The following is a 17,851-nucleotide window of genomic DNA, read 5'->3' on the forward strand; positions in this document are numbered from 1 at the left end:
CCGCGCGACCTGGTTCACGATGTCGAGAGTACTTCGGATTCCAATCGGCTCAGCAGCTGTTGCGGCGAGTCCAGCAAATGCGTACTGCCGTGCGCGCGTTTGAAATACAGATGCATGTCATGCTCCCAGGTGATCGCAATGCCGCCGTGCAGCTGAATCCCCTCGGCCGTAACAGTATTCAGTGCCTCCGTGGCCGCCAGGCGCGCGGTGGCGGCGTTGGTGGCCGACGGCGCGGTGCAGGCCTCGTCGACGACCGCGCGCGCCGCCGAGACCACGACGTACAGGTCGGCCATCCGGTGCTTGAGCGCCTGGAAGCTGCCGATGGGACGGCCGAACTGCACGCGGCTCTTGGCGTACTCGACGGTGAGGTCCAGGCAGCGCTCCGCGGCTCCGATCTGCTCAGCCGCCAACAGGATTGCGGCGATGTCGGCCAGACCCGGGTCGTCGCCCAGCGGCTCGGCGTCTTGGGGTTCCAGCCTGGCGAGCCGGCGAGTCAGATCCATGGTGGCGACGGGATACGCGTTGAACCGGGTCCACCGGGTCAGCCGGCCGTCGGCGGCGGCGACCACGACGTCGGCGATGTCGCCGTTGACCACGTAGTCCGGGTCCAGCGCCAGCGCGCCGATGGAACTGCCCTCCGCGAGTGCGCCGAGCGTCTCTTCGTCCGGCGACGGTGCGGCCAGGAGGGCAAGTTCGGCCAGCGTGGTGCCGAGCAGGGGCGAGGGCACCAGCGCGCGGCCCAGTTCCTGGAGAACCGTTGCGGCGTCGGCCAGTTCGCCGCCGGCCCCGCCGAGTTCCTCGGGGACTACCAGTGCCGCCGCGCCGACCTGCTCGCACAACAGTTGCCACAGTGACTCGTCGTACCCGCGCTCGGACTCGATGGCGGAGCGCACGGCTGCCGGACCGGCGTGCTTGGTGACCAGGGCCGCCACGGTTTCCCGCAGCATCTCCCGTTCGTCCGAGGTGGTCATGACAGCGCCTCCAATACTCGGCGTCGGTGCGATTCCGGTGTACCCCAGGCCGATCGCAGTGCCTGCACCCGCAACAGCAGCAGCGACAGATCGTGCTCCTGGGTGAAGCCGATGGCGCCGTGGGTCTGCAGAGCAGAACGCGCGGCAAGCAGCCCCGCCTCACCCGCGGCGACCTTGGCCGCGCTGACGTCACGCGGTTGCAACGACACCGCCGCGCCGTACACCAGCGGCCGGGCCAGCTCGATCGCGATGTGCACGTCGGCGAGTTTGTGCTTGATCGCCTGATACGAGCCGATCACCCGGCCGAACTGCGTGCGCTGCTTCGCGTAGTCCACGCTGCCGGCGAGCAGTGCCTCGGCGGCACCGATCAGTTGGGCGGCGGTGGCCAATGCGCCGAACTCGTAGGCCTTCCCGGTATCTGCCGACCAGGCGTCTCCGGTGGCGGTGACGTCATAGAGGCGGCGGCTGGGATCGACGGAGTCGTGGCGCGTGCCCGGTGTCCCCACGGTCACGCTGCCCTGACCGGCCAGCAACACCAGACCGGCGCTGTCGGCGTCGACCGCACGCGGGACTTCCGGCGGCAGTGCGACGGTGGCGGTCAGCTCACCGGACGCCAGGTCGGCGCTGCGCTGGTCATCGGCAAGCAGAATCGGTCCCACGGCGATGGATTCGGTAACCGGGCCCGGTACGCACCAGTGGCCGAGGCGCTCCATCGCGACCACCAGATCCACCGGCGAGGCCCCGATGCCGTCGTAGCGCTCCGGCACGATCAGCGCGGTCACGCCGAGGTTGGCCAGTTGCTCCCAGACCTTGAGTCCGGGTGCGGTGTCGCCGGCCGACCACGCCCGCACCGCGGCGGGTAGATCAGCGGCGCCCAACGCGGCGTCGATGCTCGCAGCGAAGTCGCGCTGCTGTTCGTCTATCGCGAATTCCATCAGCGCTTCTCCCGGGGTAAGCCCAGCAGTCGTTCGGAAATGATGTTCCGTTGAATCTCGTTGGTGCCGGCGTAGATCGGGCCGCCGAGCGCAAACAGCAGGCCTTCGGTCCAAGGCCCGGCGAGCTCGCCGTCGGCGCCCCGGAGGTCGAGCGCGGTCTGGTGCAACTCGACGTCCAGGTCTGACCAGAACACCTTGGTGACCGAGGACTCCGCGCCCAGCTCTCCGCCATGTGCCAGGCGGGTGACGGTTTCGAAGGTCTGCAGCCGGTAGGCCTGTGCCTTGATCCACCCGTCCGCCACTCGCTCGGCGAACTCGGGCGGTGAACCGCTGTCCTTCCACAGACGGACCAGCCGCTCGGCGGCGGCCAGGAATCGGGCCGGGCTGCGCAGGGACATGCCACGCTCGTTGCTCGAGGTGCTCATGGCCGCACGCCAGCCGTCGTTGGGGGTCCCGATGACGTCGTCGTCGGGCACAAAGACGTCGTCGAAGAAGATCTCCCCGAAGCCGGTGTCACCACCGAGTTGGACGATCGGGCGCACGGTGATGCCTTCGCCTTTGAGGTCGAACATGAAATACGTCAACCCGTTGTGGCGCTGGGCTGAGGGGTCGGAGCGGAACAACCCGAAACCCATGTCCGCGAAGGGTGCTCGTGAGCTCCAGATCTTCTGCCCGTTGAGTAGCCAGCCGCCGTCGGTCTTGGTGGCGGTGGACCGTAGCGATGCCAGGTCGCTGCCGGACTCGGGCTCCGACCAGGCTTGGGCCCAGATCTGTTCGCCGCTGGCCATTTTCAGCAGCACCCGGTCCAGCTGATCTTCGGTGCCATGCGCGAACAGGGTGGGTGCCAGCATCGAGGTGCCGTTGGCGCTGGCACGGCCGGGCGCGCCGGCGCGGAAGTATTCCTCCTCGTAGACCACCCAGTGCAGCAGCGGCGCTTCGCGGCCACCGTATTTCCTGGGCCAGTTGATCACCGACAGGCCGGCGTCGAACAGCACCTTGTCCCAAACGCGGTGCTGGGCGAAGCCTTCCGCGTTGTCGTAAGACTTCGTCGGGATGTACTCGCGATTGGCCGCGAGAAAGTCGCGCACCTCGGCCTGAAAGGCCAGCGTTTCTTCGTCGAGATCTAGATCCATTAGGCCAACTCTCGCAGTTGTGGTTTGAGCACCTTGCCGCCGGCATTACGCGGCAACGTTTCGACGAACCGCACCGATCGCGGTGCTTTGAAGTTCGCCAAATGCTCACGGGTGTAAGCGATTACCGATGCCTCGTCGAGGACTGCTCCGGGCCGGGTGACCACGAACGCTCGCCCTACCTCACCCAGGCGCGGGTCCGGGACGCCGATCACCGCGGCGTCGGCGATGCCGTCCATCCGGGCCAGCACCTGTTCGATCTCGGCGGGGTAGACGTTGAACCCGCCGCAGATGTACATGTCCTTCAGTCGGTCGGTGATGCGCAGGTTGCCGGCATCGTCGACCATTCCGATGTCACCGGTGTGCAGCCAGCCGTCGGAATCTATTGCCGCAGCGGTGGCTTCGGGATCGTCGAGGTAGCCCAACATGACGTTGGGTCCGCGCAGCAGCACTTCGCCGCTTTCGCCGTCTGCGCCGTTGATGCGTAATTCGAAACCGGCGAAGGGGCGTCCACAGGTGGTCGCGACGGTCACCGCGTCGTCCTCGGCGCGGCACATCGTGCCCATGCCGTTGGCCTCGGTCAGCCCGTAGGCGGTCAGCACGATGTCGATGTCGAGTTCGGATTGCATGCGCTCCACCAGCACCACCGGCACGGTGGCCGCACCGGTGACCGCGAACCGCAGCGAGCTCAGGTCGTAGTCACCACGTGCGGGGTGATCCAGCAGGGTCTGATAGATCGTGGGCGGCCCGGGCAGCACGGTGATGCGGTGCTGCTCGATGGCCTGCAGGGTCCGTAGCGGGTCGAACGTCAGGTGCGGAATCAACGTGGCGCCGGTCTGCAGGCAGGCCAGGATGCCGGCCTTGTAGCCGAAGTTGTGGAAGAACGGGTTGATGCAAAGGTAGCGGTCGGCGCTGGTGATCTTGCCGTTGGCGGCCCAGGAGGCCGACGCCGCCAGCGACTGCCGGTGCGCGCACAGCACGCCTTTGCTGCGGCCGGTGGTGCCGGAGGTGAACAGGATGTCGCTGACGTCGTCGGGGGAGACGGCGGCGCTGCGGGCTTCGACGGCCGCGAGGTCGGTCCCGCCGGCGATGAAGTCGTCCCAGGTGCCGTCGTCTTTGTCGATCGGGATGCGCACGACGTGACGTAGCGCGGGAAGCGCCTCGCGGTCGAGGGTGGCGGCCCGGTCGGTGCCGAGGAATTCACCCGCCGCGAACAGCACCGGCGCCTCGGTGCGCGCGATGATGTCGGACGCTTCAGCGGCGGTATAACGCGTGTTCAGCGGCACCATCGCCGCGCCTGCGTGGTGGATGGCCAGGCATGCCACCACCCAGTGCCAGGTGTTCGGCGACCAGATGGCCACCCGGTCTTGCGGTTCGACGCCGAGCGCGATGAGCGCGGCTGCGGCCCGGTGCACCTCGTCGCGCAGGGCAGCGGCGGTGAAGCTGCGGTCGTCGGTGATCAGTGCGTCGTGGTCGGGCAGTTCGCGCGCAAAACGATCCAGCGCCGCCGGGATCGTCCGGGGATCGCTGGTCATCGGAGGCTCCTAACAAAGCAAGTGCTTGGTAGGTTAGCCTACAGGGATGCAGGACGTCGAAGACTTCCGGGCGGAGGTCCGCCAGTGGCTGGCCGACAATCTGGTCGGCGAATTCGCGGCATTGAAGGGTCTCGGTGGGCCGGGGCGGGAGCACGAAGCGTTCGAAGAACGCCGGGCCTGGAACCAGCACCTGGCGAAGGCGGGGCTCACCTGCCTGGGATGGCCGGTAGAGCACGGCGGCCGCGGGCTTTCGACCGCACACCGAGTCGCGTTCTACGAGGAATACGCCCTCGCCAATGCCCCGGACAAGGTCAACCACTTCGGTGAGGAGTTGCTCGGCCCGACGCTGATCGCTTACGGGACCCCCGAGCAGCAGCAGCGCTTCCTGCCGAGCATTCTCGACGTGACCGAGCTGTGGTGCCAGGGATACTCCGAGCCCGGTGCCGGCAGTGACCTGGCCAATGTCTCGACAACCGCCGAACTCGACGGCGATCAGTGGGTGATCAACGGCCAGAAGGTCTGGACGTCGCTGGCGCACCTGTCCCAGTGGTGTTTCGTGGTCGCGCGCACCGAGAAGGGTTCCAAGCGGCACGCGGGGTTGTCGTATCTTCTTGTGCCGCTGGATCAACCCGGTGTTCAGGTGCGACCGATCATTCAGATCACCGGTACCGCCGAGTTCAACGAGGTGTTCTTCGACGACGCCCGTACCGACGCGTCGCTGGTGGTCGGCCAGCCGGGCGACGGATGGCGGGTCGCGATGGGGACGCTGACCTTCGAGCGCGGGGTCTCGACCCTGGGCCAGCAGATCGTCTATGCCCGTGAGCTTTCCAATCTGGCCGCGCTGGCCCAGCGCACCGGCGCCGCCGACGATCCGTTCATCCGGGAGCGGTTGACCCGCGCCTGGGCGGGTTTGCGTGCGATGCGGTCGTACGCCCTGGCCACTATGGATGTCGAGCGACCCGGTCAGGACAACGTGTCGAAGTTGTTGTGGGCCAACTGGCATCGCTCGCTGGGCGAGCTCGCGATGGACGTGATCGGCAAGCCCGGACTGACGCTGGACGACGGCGAGTTCGACGAATGGCAGCGGCTTTTCCTGTTCACTCGCGCCGACACCATCTACGGCGGATCCAACGAGATTCAGCGCAACATCATTGCCGAGCGGGTGCTCGGTCTGCCGAGGGAGGTCAAAGGGTGAGCTTGTCGGAAGTCCCGGAAGAGATTGCGGGACACGGGCTTCTGCAGGGCAAAGTGGTGGTGGTGACCGCTGCCGCGGGCACCGGCATCGGCTCGGCCACGGCGCGCCGGGCGCTGGCGGAGGGTGCCGATGTGCTGGTCTCCGATCACCACGAGCGCAGGCTGGGGGAGACCGCCGCGGAGTTGGCCGCTCTGGGTTTGGGCCGGGTGGAGCACGTGGTGTGCGATGTGACGTCCACCGCCCAGGTCGACGCGCTGATCGCGTCGTGCACGGCGCGGTTCGGCCGGCTCGATGTGCTGGTCAACAACGCCGGGCTGGGCGGGCAGACGCCGGTGGCGGATATGACCGACGAGGAGTGGGACCGCGTGCTGGACGTCTCGCTGACGTCGGTGTTCCGGGCCACCCGAGCGGCACTGCGGTACTTCCGCGAAGCGCCGCACGGTGGTGTGATCGTCAACAATGCCAGCGTGCTGGGCTGGCGCGCCCAGCACTCGCAGTCGCACTATGCTGCCGCCAAAGCCGGCGTGATGGCTTTAACCCGTTGCAGCGCAATCGAAGCCGCTGAGTACGGGGTGCGGATCAATGCGGTGTCGCCCAGTCTCGCCAGGCACAAGTTTCTGGACAAGACCACCTCGGCCGAGCTGTTGGATCGGCTGGAGGCCCAGGAAGCGTTCGGGCGTGCCGCCGAACCGTGGGAAGTGGCCGCCACGATCGCCTTCCTGGCCAGCGACTACTCGAGTTATCTGACCGGCGAAGTGATTTCGGTTTCCAATCAGCACGCCTGAGCTGGGCGTGGAAAATCCGCGCATTTTTAACCCCTGAGTGCGTCTTAGACTAAGAGCCAGTTCACGCGGTGCTCTGTCTGGTCGACGCCGTTCACACCCGGGGGAATTGATGCGCAGAATCTCATTGCTGGTAGGGGGCGTTCAGTGACCTACAGACCGGATCCGGGACCATGGGAACATCCGCCGAATCCCGCAGACGGCGCGACCCAGGCTGCCTGGCTGCCTCCCAGCCCTGCGCCGATCCCGCCGGCGTGGCCTGCCCCTCCGGGGCCGGCATCGCCTCCGGGACCGATGTTCCCGCCGGGTCCCCCGCCTCCGCCGGGCCAGCACGCGTGGCCGGGGGGCCCTCCGATGCCTGGTCAGTTCGGTACTCCGCCTGGGCGGAACCGCAAGCCGCTCATCATCGCCCTGTGTGCTGCTGCGGCGGTGGTCCTCGCAGTGGTGCTCGTCGTGTCGCTGGCGTCGACCGGCGACAGCGGATCGGGTAAAGCCGGTGATGCAGTGAAGGGGTACCTGGACGCGCTGGCGCGGGGAGACGCTGCCGCGGCGTTGAGCTACAGCAGCGACCAACCGGGATCCGACCAATTCCTGACCGACGCCATCCTCAAGAGGCAGATCGCGCGCTGGCCCATCAGCGGCGTCAAGATTCTCAGCGACGACTCCGAGCACAGCCTGGGATTCGCCCGGGTGCACGTCGTGGCGAAATTCGGCGAGAACACCTCCGACGTCACGATGTCGGTCAAGAAGTCCGGGAAATCATGGAAGCTCGAGCACGCGGCCACCAAGATCGAACCGCTCGGCACCGTCGACAATGACGCGCTCAAGACCTTGCTCTTCTTCGGCAGTCCCGTCGGCACCGCGCCGGTGTATGTGTTTCCGGGCTACCTCGACGCGTCGAGCAACAACGCGAATCTTGCTGTCAAGCAGAAGAAGCCGTATCTACTCGACGGGCTCTCGGCGTCGGGCGGCTATTTCAACGACTTCGACTTCGCCCTCAGCGACGCAGGGCAGTCGGCGACCATGTCGGCAATCACTGCGGCCCTGTCCGACTGCACGAAGTCCACGCAATTGGCGCCGCCCAACTGCCCTCAGCGGGCCCGCGATCCAGACATCGTGGACGGCACCGTCACCTGGGGACCGCCGGACACCAGCGCGCTCAAGCTCAGCTTCTTCGATCCCTACCACCTCGGGGCGCGTTACAGCGGCGACGTGCTGTTCCCGCTGACGGCCAGGACCAAATCGGGTGGCGACAAGACCGGAGTCGTCCGGAGCTTCATGAGCGTCAAATCCGATGTCGCGCAGGACCCGCCGCAAGTCTCCGTGCGCTGAGCCGTTCTCACCTCGTCGAGTGTGAACCTCGCGACGGCCAATCGGCGTGTCGCGTCGTGGATTTAACCCTCGGCGCGCAGGGACGCTAGCCCAGCAGGCGACCGAGGCTGAAGATCCCGGACAACTGGGAACCGAAGTTGAGCAGTCCGGAGTTGAAGCCGGCGGATACGCCGTCGAGGGGGTCGGTGCTCACCGGGGTCGGCAGGCCGAAGTTGAAGAAGCCCGAGCCCCTGCCGTTCACATCGGGGGCGCCGCCGGCGATGTTCCCGATCCCGGAGAGGTAGCCGCTCGCCGGGCCACTGGCGAAGTTGAAGAATCCCGATGTGCCCTCGCCGGCGGTCAGGAAACCGGAATTGGTGGCGCCGCTGTCCGTGGTCGCGCCCACCCAGGTGTTCGCGTCGCCCGAGTTCCACAGCCCGGTGTTGACGTCACCCGAGTTCCCGGTTCCGGTGTTCGCCAGGCCGGCATTGTCCCAGCGGGTGTTCCAGCTTCCCGCGTTGCCGAAGCCGGTGTTGACACTGCCCCCGTTGGCAAAGCCGGTGTTGACGCTGCCACCGTTGCCGAAGCCGGTATTGCCGTAGGCGGCGTTCGCCAGTCCGAGGTTGCCGGTGCCGGAGTTGCCCAGGCCGATGTTGTTCAGGCTGCCCGGCGCGAATACGTTTGAGCCGGAACTGAAGAGGCCGACGTTGCCGTCGCCGGAGTTGAAGAAGCCGATGTTGTTGTTACCGGAGTTGAACAGACCGATGTTGCCGCTGCCGGAGTTCAGGCCGTTGAACACAAATTGGCCGGTCGACCGGTCGAGGTAGATGTTGCCGAGACCGACCAGGTTGTCGCCGGTGAGGCCGAAGCCGATGTTGTGGTTGCCGGTGTTGCCGCCGCCCACGTTTCGGTCGCCACTGTTGCCCAGCCCGAAGTTGTGGTTGCCGCTGTTGCCGAAACCGACGTTGTGGTCACCGTCGCCGGCGAACCGAAAACCGTTGCCCAGCCCGCTGTTTCCGAAGCCGATGTTGTTCTGGCCGAAGTTGCCGCCACCGATGTTGCCGTCGCCGACGTTGCCGCTGCCGATGTTCTTGCTGCCGTTGTTGCCGCCGCCCAGGTTCGAGCTGCCGAGGTTCCCGTTGCCGACATTGCCGCCACCGACGTTGCCGCCACCGATGTTGGCGTTGCCCAGGTTACCGAGGCCCAGGTTGGGCAGTGTATTGATAATTTGTTGCAGCCCAGCGGGAATCGGGATCAGGTCGGTGATCGCCGCCGACGCGCCGGTGTAGTAGCCCGTCATCGCCGAGACGTCTGCGGCCCACATTTCTTCGTAGCTGCTCTCGGCAGCCGCGATCGCCGGCGCGTTGAGTCCCAGGAAGTTCGAGCGCACCAGCTGAACGAATGCATTGCGGTTTGCCTCGACCGCAAGCGGATGGACCGTGGCCGCGCGGGCGGTTTCGAAAGTGCTTGCCACCGCTTTGGCCTGGCCGGACGCGAGCAGCGCCTTGGCCGCCGCGGCATTGAGAAAGCCGGCGTACGGCGCCGCGGCCGCTGCCATCGCCGCGGCGGCCGGGCCTTGCCAGGCCTGGCCGGTGAGTCCAGAGGTGACCGCTGAGAACGACTCCGCGGCGGTGGACAATTCGTCGGCCAGACCGGCCCAGGCTGTTGCCGCCTCGATCATCGGCGCCGAGCCCGCGCCGATGAACATCCGCAACGAATTGACCTCAGGCGGCAACACCGCAAAGTTCGACACGCTTTAAGCCCCCCAGCTGATGCGCGGCGGACCCCCATGACCACCGTCGTGTAAACCTCAACTGACACTACGGCCACTTTGGCTACGCCACATGGCATTTCGCAAAAGTTTATGTTGGCTAATTAATTCGTGCAGGTGGCGGGGGGTGCAGGCTGGGCAGCTCAGGGCCGGCTGAGGTTTCTCCGTGCGCGGGGCGGTAGGCAACGGCAATGTGAACTGTGCGACGGTCGATCGGCGTGTCGCGTCGCACAGTTCACATTCGGTCGCTGATGCGTCTGGGCGCCAGCACTAAGCGGGCGGCCCCGCCCCCGGCGATCAGGCCGTCAGGCTCTTCAGTATCCCAACGAGGTTGAAAATGCCCGGTACCTGGGTGCCGGAGTTCAGTACCCCAGAGAGTTGGCCCGCAATGCCGGGGAGGGCCTGTACGGCGCCGCGATTGAAGAGGCCCGAAATTTGTCCGTTGAGACCGACGGATCCGCTGGCCGAATTGAAGAAGCCGGACATCAAGCCGTTCGCAGCCCCGCCGGAAGCGGTGTTGAAGAAGCCAGAGCTGGGTTGATTACCAGTGTTGCCAAAGCCCGATTGTGTTGCACCACTGTTGGTCGTCACGCCGATGCCGTTGTTTAAGTTCCCGGAATTCCAGAAGCCGGTGTTGAAGTTGCCCGAGTTGCCAGAGAACGTGTTTCCTTGCCCCGAATCGCCCATGCCGGTGTTCAGGGCACCTGTGTTCCACAAGCCGGTATTGATAGACCCTGCGTTTCCGAGGCCAGTGTTCAGGAAGCCGGTGTTCCCGAGTCCGAAGTTAGCTTGACCACTATTCCCGAATCCGATGTTCCCGAACCCGGTGTTCCCGATGCCAATACCTTGGATGTCACCCAGTTTGGCGGGATTAGGATTGAAGCCGGCGTTGAACAGGCCGACGTTACCGTCGCCCGAGTTGAAGAAGCCGATGTTCCCGTGGCCTGAGTTACCGAAGCCGATGTTGCCGTTGGCGAATGGGCTGTCAAAATGGAACTGGCCAGCAACCGTGTCGTAGTAGGCACCGCCGACACCGACCAATTTATTGCCGGTGAGCCCGAAACCGATGTTGTTGTTGCCGGTGTTTCCGGCGCCCTGGTTGCCGATGCCGTTGTTGCCGATCCCAATGTTGTTGCTGCCGACGTTGCCCAGACCGATGCTGCCCGGGCCGGTGGCGGAGTTGTTGACGTTACCGAGGCCGAAGTTTCCGTTGCCGGCGTTTCCGAAGCCACGGTTGCTGTTGCCGCTGTTTCCGCCGCCGATGTTGTTGTTGCCGGTGTTGCCGCTGCCGAAGTTGCCGCTGCCGGTGTTCCCGTTGCCAACGTTTCCGGCGCCGGTGCCGCTGTTGTTGCCGTTGCCGATGTTGCCGCCGCCCTTGTTGCCGATGCCGATGTTGGGGTCGGTTGGGGCGGCCGTAGCGGCACCCTTGACGCCGCCGAGCAGCCCTCCGATACCCGGCAGGCCCTGCAGCGTCTGCTGCCAGGACGACAGCTGCGCCGCAACCGTTGACGCTCCGCCGTGATAGCCGACCATGGCGGCGACATCGGTGGCCCAGAATTCCTCATAGGCAGCTTCGGCAGCGGCGATGAACGGTGCATTGAATCCAAAGATATTGGTGCGGACCGCTTGGACGAAGGCTTTCCGGTTGGCCGCGATGACCTCGGGGTGAACGATGGCGGACTTGCACGCCTCGTAAATGCTGGCGATCTCTTTGGCGCCGACGGAGGCGGTAAGAGCGCGGGTGGAAGCGGCGCGCAGGAATGTGGAGTAGGGGGCGGCTGCTTTGGTCATCGCCGCCGCTGCCGGGCCTTGCCAGGCCTGGCTGGTCAGCCCGGTGGTCACCGAGGAAAACGAGTCCGCGGCGGAACCCAGTTCTTCGGCCAGACCCGACCAAGCCGCCGAGGCTTCGAGCATGGGCGCCGACCCAGCGCCGAGGAACATCCGCAAAGAGTTGATCTCTGGTGGAAGGACCGAAAAGTTCACAGCGCTGACCTCCGTTAACCCCGTCATATATGACGGTGCCTTACCCGACGCGACAGACGATACGACTCCGCTGTTGAACATGTGTCGTTTTGCTGAAAGTTTCGCAATTTCTAGATGGAGAGTGCGTTTTGCGGCATTATTCGGCGGCTCGTGGTTGCTGCTGACCACCGTCAGGCTCGGCAGATCTGATCCTTGTGCGATGGCGGACAAGCCACGGAGCGAAAATGAATTTAAATGTTCTTCAGCGGTTGCGTGCTGCCCGCCCTGATGTTGAAGCCCGGGACGTTCGTGCCCTTGCTGTTGAAGCCGGAGTCCGCGGCACCAGAGTTGGTGATGATTCCGGTGCCGGTGGTAAGCGTGCCGGAGTTACCGAACCCGACATTGCTGGTTCAGTTGTAGCCGAAGCCGATGTTGCCGATACCCGAGTTTGCGAAACCGATGCTGTTCGGGACATTCGGGGTCGGTGGTGTTGATGCCGGAGTTGACGAAGCAGCCGGCAAGGTGGATCCCGAGCTGACGGGCCGGCTACGGCCCGCCATTGGCCGAAGCAAGCGCTTGGTTGATACCCTGTTCCGGTGGAGCGCGTGGCCGGCCAGGCTAACAGTCGCCGAGACGAGTTGCTGGGACTCGCCGCGGTGATGTTCGCCGAACGCGGCTTACGCGCTACGACGGTGCGCGACATCGCCGACGGGGCCGGCATCCTGTCCGGCAGTCTCTACCACCACTTCGCCTCCAAGGAGGAGATGGTCGACGAGCTGCTGCGCGGTTTCCTGGACTGGTTGTTCGCACGCTACCGCGAGATCGTCGCCAACGAACCCAACCCACTGGAACGACTCAAGGGTTTGTTCATGGCGTCGTTCGAGGCCATCGAGCATCGGCACGCCCAGGTCGTCATCTATCAGGATGAGGCGCAACGACTTTCGTCGCAGCCCAGGTTTTCCTACCTTGACGAGCGCAACAAGCAGCAGCGCAAGATGTGGGTCGACCTGATCCACCAGGGCATCGAGGAGGGCTACTTCCGGCCCGACCTGGACGTCGACCTGGTCTATCGCTTCATCCGGGACACCACGTGGGTGTCGGTGCGCTGGTATCAACCCGGCGGACCGCTCACCGCGCAGCAGGTGGGTCAGAAGTATCTCGCCATTGTTTTGGGCGGAATCGCGAAAGAAGGGAATTGAACATGGCTGGGTATTCCGAGGCCTATGTCATCGACGCGGTGCGTACCGCGGTTGGCAAGCGTGGGGGCGGGTTGGCCGGTGTTCATCCCGTCGACCTCGGTGCCCTCGGGTGGCGTGGACTGCTGGACCGGGTGGACGTCGACCCGGCCGCCGTCGACGATGTGATCGCCGGTTGCGTGGACGCCATCGGCGGGCAGGCCGGAAACATCGCGCGCCTGTCGTGGCTGGCCGCCGGCTATCCGGAAGAGGTGCCGGGTGTCACCGTCGACCGGCAGTGTGGCTCCAGCCAGCAGGCTATTTCCTTTGGTGCGCAGGCGATTATGTCTGGCACCGCGGATCTGATCGTGGCCGGCGGCATGCAGAACATGAGCCAGATCCCGATCTCGTCGGCGATGACCGTCGGCGAACAGTTCGGATTCACCTCGCCCACAAACGAATCCAAGCAGTGGCTGCACAGGTACGGCGACCAGGAGATCTCGCAGTTCCGCGGTTCGGAGATGATCGCGGAGAAGTGGAACCTGTCGCGGGAAGAGATGGAGCAGTACTCGCTCAACAGCCACGAAAAGGCATTCGCGGCGATCCGCGGCGGCAACTTCGACAACGAGATCCTCTCTGTCGAAACCGAAACCGGTGCTTTCCGGGTGGACGAAGGCCCGCGGGAATCGTCGCTGGAGAAAATGGCCGGATTGAAGACGCTGGTCGAAGGCGGCCGGTTGACCGCTGCGATGGCCAGCCAGATTTCCGACGGAGCTTCCGCGGTGTTGCTGGCGTCCGAGCAGGCCGTCAAAGATCACGGTCTGACGCCACGCGCCCGCATCCACCACATCAGCACCCGCGGTGCCGACCCGGTGTTCATGCTCACTGGGCCCATCCCGGCCACCCGTTACGCGCTGGAGAAGACGGGCCTGTCCATCGACGACATCGACACCGTCGAGATCAACGAGGCGTTCGCACCGGTTGTCATGGCCTGGCTCAAGGAGATCAAAGCGGACCCGGAGAGGGTCAACCCCAACGGCGGCGCGATCGCACTCGGGCACCCGTTGGGCGCCACCGGCGCCAAGCTGTTCACCACCATGCTGAACACCCTGGAGCGCATCGGTGGCCGCTACGGGCTGCAGACGATGTGTGAGGGTGGCGGCACCGCGAACGTGACCATCATCGAGCGCCTCTAGGACCCTCCCTTCGGCGCCGAGTGGGAATTGCACGACGCTGTGTCGGCGAGTCGCGTCGTGAAGTTCACACTCGGGCGGGGTTGGGGATGGGCGACCGCGGGGATCGTCCGTCGGGTGACAGCATCCGCAGATGAACTGGCCGTTTCTCGGCGTTGAAGCGCTAGCAGCTGGGGCCATTCCTGAGCGGGCGATGCGGACGCTCTATGAGCCCGTCTACCCCGGCGTCTACGGCGCGGCCGGCATCGAGCTGACAGCCCGCCAGCGCGCGCATGCCGCGTGGTTGTGGTCACGCCGTCGTGCGGTGGTCGCCGGCAACTCGGCGGCAGCACTACTCGGCGCTAAATGGGTCAGCCCGTCACTCGATGCCGAGCTGGTGCACGACAATCGAAAACCGCCGCCGCGCATCGTGGTTCATACCGATACCCTGACGCCGCACGAAGTGCTGACCGTGGACGGAATTACGGTGACCACCCCCGCGCGCACAGCCTTCGATATCGGCAGACGAACCGCTACGCGGTTGCACGCGGTCCAGCGCCTCGATGCTCTCGTGAACGCGACCGATCTGAAGGTTGCCGACGTGGAAGCTGTGATCGTCGAGCATCGAGGCGCGCGTGGTCTGGTCAGACTTCGCCGGATGTTGCCGTTGGTCGACGGCGGGGCCGAATCACCGCAGGAGACGCGGACCCGATTGGCGTTGATCGATGCGGGGCTGCCGAAACCCCAGACGCAGGTCAGGGTATGCGGCGAATACGGGGACTTCGTGGCGCGTGTCGACATGGGCTACGAGGAGCTGCGCGTCGGTATCGAGTACGACGGGCCGCAGCACTGGACGGATCCTTTCCAACGTGACCGGGACATCGACCGGTATACCGCGTTGGCCGATTTGGGCTGGAAAATCGTCAGGGTGAGCAGCGACCTGCTCCGCTATCGGGAGGCGACATTCATCGGCCGCGTCGTGGCGGCGATGCAGGCTGCCGGATGGGACCGACCGCCGCGAGTGTGAACCTCACGACGCCGAAAGGGCGTGTCGCGTCGTGAGATTCACACTCGGCGGACCGGGGAGGAGCGATCCTCAGGCGTCGTAGTCGACCGAGACGAACGGCGTCGTCGGATGCGACTGGCAGGTGAGGATGTACCCGGCGTCCAGCTCGGCCTGCCCAAGCGCGAAGTTGTGGTCCATCTCGACATTGCCCTCGACCAACTTCGCCCGGCAGGTGCCGCACGCGCCGCCCATACAGGCATACGGCGCATCGTCGCGCACCTGCAGCGCGCCCTCGAGGATCGAGTCACCGGGGGTCAGATCGTACGTCCACTGCTTCCCGGACAGCCGGAACGTCACCGTCGCGCTCTCATAGGAATGTTCTGCGGCAGAACCGGTTTCGAAGCCGTGGAAAAGCTCCAGGTGAATGCGCTCGGCGTCCACCCGGTGCTCCAGCAACGTCTCGCGAACGGCGGTGGTCATCTCCATCGGGCCGCAGATGAACCACTCGTCGACGTGGTCCGGCTGCAGGTTGCCGGTCAGCCACAGGTTCAGTTTGTCGCGGTCGATGCGGCCGCGCAGCTCCGGAGCGTGCAACGACTCCCCAGACAGTACGTGCAGGACTTCCAGCCGGTCGGCATAACGCGACTCGAGGCGGTCGAGTTCGGCGCGGAACATCGTCGATTCCTTGGTGCGGTTGCCGTAGATCAGCGTGAACCGACTCTCCGTCTCGATCTCCAAAGTGGTTGCCACGATTGACAACACGGGAGTGATGCCGCTGCCGGCCACCAGGCCGACGTAGTGCTTGCGGTGCAAGGGATGCAGCGGGGTGCCGAACCGGCCGGTCGGCGTCATCAGCTCGAGCACGTCACCGGCCTTCAGCTGTTCGGCCACGTACGTTGAAAAGGCGCCGCCGGGAATGTGTTTGACGGCAATACGCAACTGCGCGCGGGTTGCGGGGGCGCAGATCGAGTAGTTGCGACGAACGCCTTCGCCGCCCACCACCGTGACATGCTGGCCCGGTTCGAACCGGAACGCGTCCTGCAGGTCCTCGGGCACGGCGAAGGTGACCAGGGTGCTGTCGGCGGTGATGGGGTCTACCGACGCGACCGGGATGCGGTGCAGCACGGCGTGCGGCGAACTGGATCGCGAGGGCATCCGCACCGGAAGCAGCTTGGACAGCCGGCCGTTGAGTTCCTTCCACTCCCGATACTCGTCGGGGTTGAGTTGCTGGCCGAAGACCGTGTTGATGGCGGCGTTGCGCTCCAGGTAGGCCTCCTCGTTGCGCTTCCACGTCCGCAGGTAGCGGTAGAAGGGCACCGACGGGTGCAGGTGATGCACCAGGTGGTAGTTCTGCGACAGCAACACCGGCGTGAACAGCCATTCGGCGCCGACGCGATTGCGGGTCGCCCGGTAGCGGTTGGTGCGCTGGGTGTCTTCGAGTCCGTGGTGCGGCAGCCAGTCGAACCACCACGCCAGGATGGTCAGCCCGATGCGCTGTGGGATCAGGAATACGACGAGCAGAATCCAGAAATTGCCGGTGACGATCGCGACGGCCAACCCGGTCAGCGACAGCACCATCATCAGCACCGTCTCGGCGACCTCGATGACCGGGCGGCTGCGGGCGCGCGGCAGGTAGTAGCGCAGGTAGAAGTACTCCACCATCGACCAGCGCAGCGGCAGCTGCCACCACTTGCCGTGCGAGGCGAAGGTGTCCGGGTCCTGGTCGTCGTCGTTGGAGTGCCGGTGATGCTGGATGTGGATGTACCCGAACGACGGGAACGCGACGACCGGACCGACGAAGAGCCAGGCCAGCCGCCCCATCAGGCCGTTGACCCAGCGAACCGAGCTGATCGAGTAATGCGACGCGTCGTGCACGACGGTGAACATCACGAACGTCACCGCGGCGTTCACCGGAATGGTCACCCACCAGGGTGACCACCCGTTGATGTAGCCGACTGTGCAGGTCACGAAGGCGGTCAGGGACGCGAGGAAGATCCCGATCGTGGGTAGCGCAAGCTTGGGCACCGCTTCACCCGGATCGGGCAGTGCGTGCGTCGCTGCGGACCCGGAGGTCGCTTGTTCCTGCTCGACGGTCGACATAGCTGAAAGAGCCTAGTCGACACGCGTCAACTACTCCACCAGCCGGCAGACCGGGTTAACGCCAGGAGCAGTTAGGTAGCCAACTACCTAATCCCGCTCCGCCGCGGGCAGCCAGACTGGGTCGCATTGGCCCGCAACCTCTCACCCCGGAGGAGTGAATCGCGATGGCAGCCGGCGACCCCAACCGGAAGGGGGAGACATGTCGCACCTGATCGCGGTGCCCGACCTGATGATGGCGGCCGCAGCCGATCTGGCCGGCATTCAATCGGCGGTGAGCGCAGTCAACGCGGCGGCGACGGCTCGGACGACCGCGGTGCTTTCCGCCGCCGGTGACGAGGTATCGATTGCCGTAGCGGCGCTGTTTTCTACCCACGGCCAGCAATACCAGTCGCTGAGCGGTCAGGCGGCGGCCTTCCACACGCAGTTCGTTCAGGCCTTGCGTGGGGCGGGTAGCGCGTACACCGCCGCCGAGGCGGCCAACGCCGATCCGTTGAGGGCACTCTTGGGCATCATCAACGCCCCCACGCGGGCGCTGCTGGGCCGCCCGCTGATCGGGGACGGCGCCGACGGGGCCCCGGGAACCGGCCAAGCCGGGGAAGGCGGCGGCTTGTTGTGGGGCAACGGCGGTAACGGCGGGTCCGGAGCAGCCGGGCAGAACGGCGGCCGGGGCGGGGATGCCGGGCTGTTCGGCAACGGCGGCGCCGGGGGAGCCGGTGGCACCGGTGTAGCTGGTACGACCGGCGCGACCGGGGCGACCGGTGGTGTGGGCGGCGCCGGGGTTGCGGGCGGGCCAGGCGGTAACGGTG

The 17,851-nt window shown here is 65.7% G+C and carries 15 protein-coding genes; 8 read left to right on the forward strand and 7 right to left on the reverse strand.

Annotated elements, in window-relative coordinates:
* Positions 1–14: 14 nt before the first annotated feature.
* Genes AO501_RS10650 through fadD3 form a run of 4 tightly spaced genes read right to left on the reverse strand, consistent with a single transcriptional unit; the run spans position 15 to position 4,571 of the window.
* Positions 15–971: an acyl-CoA dehydrogenase family protein gene (locus AO501_RS10650; protein WP_055577675.1), complete on the reverse strand. Its 957-nt coding sequence runs from the start codon at positions 969–971 to the stop codon at positions 15–17.
* Positions 968–1,906: an acyl-CoA dehydrogenase family protein gene (locus AO501_RS10655; RefSeq protein ID WP_055577676.1), complete on the reverse strand. Its 939-nt coding sequence runs from the start codon at positions 1,904–1,906 to the stop codon at positions 968–970. Before AO501_RS10655 ends, AO501_RS10650 begins: the two co-directional genes overlap by 4 nt.
* Complete coding sequence (locus tag AO501_RS10660) at positions 1,906–3,039, reverse strand: acyl-CoA dehydrogenase family protein (RefSeq protein WP_055577677.1); 1,134 nt, start codon at positions 3,037–3,039, stop codon at positions 1,906–1,908. The genes AO501_RS10655 and AO501_RS10660 overlap by 1 nt, the downstream gene beginning before the upstream one ends.
* Positions 3,039–4,571 carry a 3-((3aS,4S,7aS)-7a-methyl-1,5-dioxo-octahydro-1H-inden-4-yl)propanoate--CoA ligase FadD3 gene (fadD3, locus tag AO501_RS10665; RefSeq protein ID WP_055577678.1) on the reverse strand — a complete coding sequence of 511 codons (1,533 nt, stop codon included), beginning with the start codon at positions 4,569–4,571 and terminating at the stop codon, positions 3,039–3,041. The genes AO501_RS10660 and fadD3 overlap by 1 nt, the downstream gene beginning before the upstream one ends.
* Positions 4,572–4,617: 46 nt before the next feature.
* Between fadD3 and ipdE1 the strand changes: the two genes are divergently transcribed.
* The 3 genes from ipdE1 to AO501_RS10680 all read left to right on the forward strand — a co-directional run bounded on the left by ipdE1 (position 4,618) and on the right by AO501_RS10680 (position 7,880).
* Positions 4,618–5,766 carry an acyl-CoA dehydrogenase IpdE1 gene (ipdE1, locus tag AO501_RS10670; protein WP_055577679.1) on the forward strand — a complete coding sequence of 383 codons (1,149 nt, stop codon included), beginning with the start codon at positions 4,618–4,620 and terminating at the stop codon, positions 5,764–5,766.
* Positions 5,763–6,551, forward strand: coding sequence for a (5R,7aS)-5-hydroxy-7a-methyl-1-oxo-2,3,5,6,7,7a-hexahydro-1H-indene-carboxyl-CoA reductase (gene ipdF / locus AO501_RS10675; RefSeq protein WP_055577680.1), 789 nt, complete (start codon positions 5,763–5,765; stop codon positions 6,549–6,551). Before ipdE1 ends, ipdF begins: the two co-directional genes overlap by 4 nt.
* A gap of 351 nt (positions 6,552–6,902) precedes the next feature.
* Positions 6,903–7,880: a DUF4878 domain-containing protein gene (locus tag AO501_RS10680; RefSeq protein ID WP_055577681.1), complete on the forward strand. Its 978-nt coding sequence runs from the start codon at positions 6,903–6,905 to the stop codon at positions 7,878–7,880.
* 85 nt (positions 7,881–7,965) lie between these two features.
* On the opposite strand, the gene AO501_RS10685 is transcribed toward AO501_RS10680, so the two are convergent.
* Positions 7,966–9,612: a PPE family protein gene (locus AO501_RS10685; protein WP_055577682.1), complete on the reverse strand. Its 1,647-nt coding sequence runs from the start codon at positions 9,610–9,612 to the stop codon at positions 7,966–7,968.
* A 315-nt stretch (positions 9,613–9,927) separates the two neighbouring features.
* Positions 9,928–11,640: a PPE family protein gene (locus tag AO501_RS10690; RefSeq protein ID WP_055577683.1), complete on the reverse strand. Its 1,713-nt coding sequence runs from the start codon at positions 11,638–11,640 to the stop codon at positions 9,928–9,930.
* Between the two features lie 207 nt (positions 11,641–11,847).
* Here AO501_RS10690 and AO501_RS37080 point away from each other — a divergent pair, with 207 nt between their 5' ends.
* From AO501_RS37080 to AO501_RS10705, 4 genes are all read left to right on the forward strand, one after another.
* Positions 11,848–12,012 (forward strand): hypothetical protein, encoded by a 165-nt coding sequence (locus tag AO501_RS37080; protein ID WP_156452464.1) that lies wholly within the window; start codon positions 11,848–11,850, stop codon positions 12,010–12,012.
* Between the two features lie 176 nt (positions 12,013–12,188).
* Positions 12,189–12,791, forward strand: a complete 603-nt coding sequence (gene kstR2 / locus AO501_RS10695; protein ID WP_156452465.1) for a TetR family transcriptional regulator KstR2 — start codon at positions 12,189–12,191, stop codon at positions 12,789–12,791.
* A 2-nt stretch (positions 12,792–12,793) separates the two neighbouring features.
* Positions 12,794–13,963: a steroid 3-ketoacyl-CoA thiolase FadA6 gene (fadA6, locus tag AO501_RS10700; protein ID WP_055577684.1), complete on the forward strand. Its 1,170-nt coding sequence runs from the start codon at positions 12,794–12,796 to the stop codon at positions 13,961–13,963.
* A gap of 130 nt (positions 13,964–14,093) precedes the next feature.
* Positions 14,094–14,966 carry a DUF559 domain-containing protein gene (locus AO501_RS10705; RefSeq protein WP_055577685.1) on the forward strand — a complete coding sequence of 291 codons (873 nt, stop codon included), beginning with the start codon at positions 14,094–14,096 and terminating at the stop codon, positions 14,964–14,966.
* Positions 14,967–15,035: 69 nt separating this feature from the next.
* Here the strand turns inward: AO501_RS10705 and AO501_RS10710 are convergent, their stop codons facing one another.
* Positions 15,036–17,045, reverse strand: coding sequence for a fatty acid desaturase (locus AO501_RS10710; protein ID WP_055577686.1), 2,010 nt, complete (start codon positions 17,043–17,045; stop codon positions 15,036–15,038).
* Positions 17,046–17,244: 199 nt separating this feature from the next.
* On the opposite strand from AO501_RS10710, the gene AO501_RS10715 reads away from it, so the two are divergent.
* The coding region (locus AO501_RS10715) for a PE family protein (protein ID WP_156452466.1) at positions 17,245–17,851 on the forward strand (607 nt) is incomplete at its 3' end.

This window comes from Mycobacterium gordonae (assembly GCF_001417955.2).
GTDB lineage: Bacteria > Actinomycetota > Actinomycetes > Mycobacteriales > Mycobacteriaceae > Mycobacterium > Mycobacterium gordonae_B.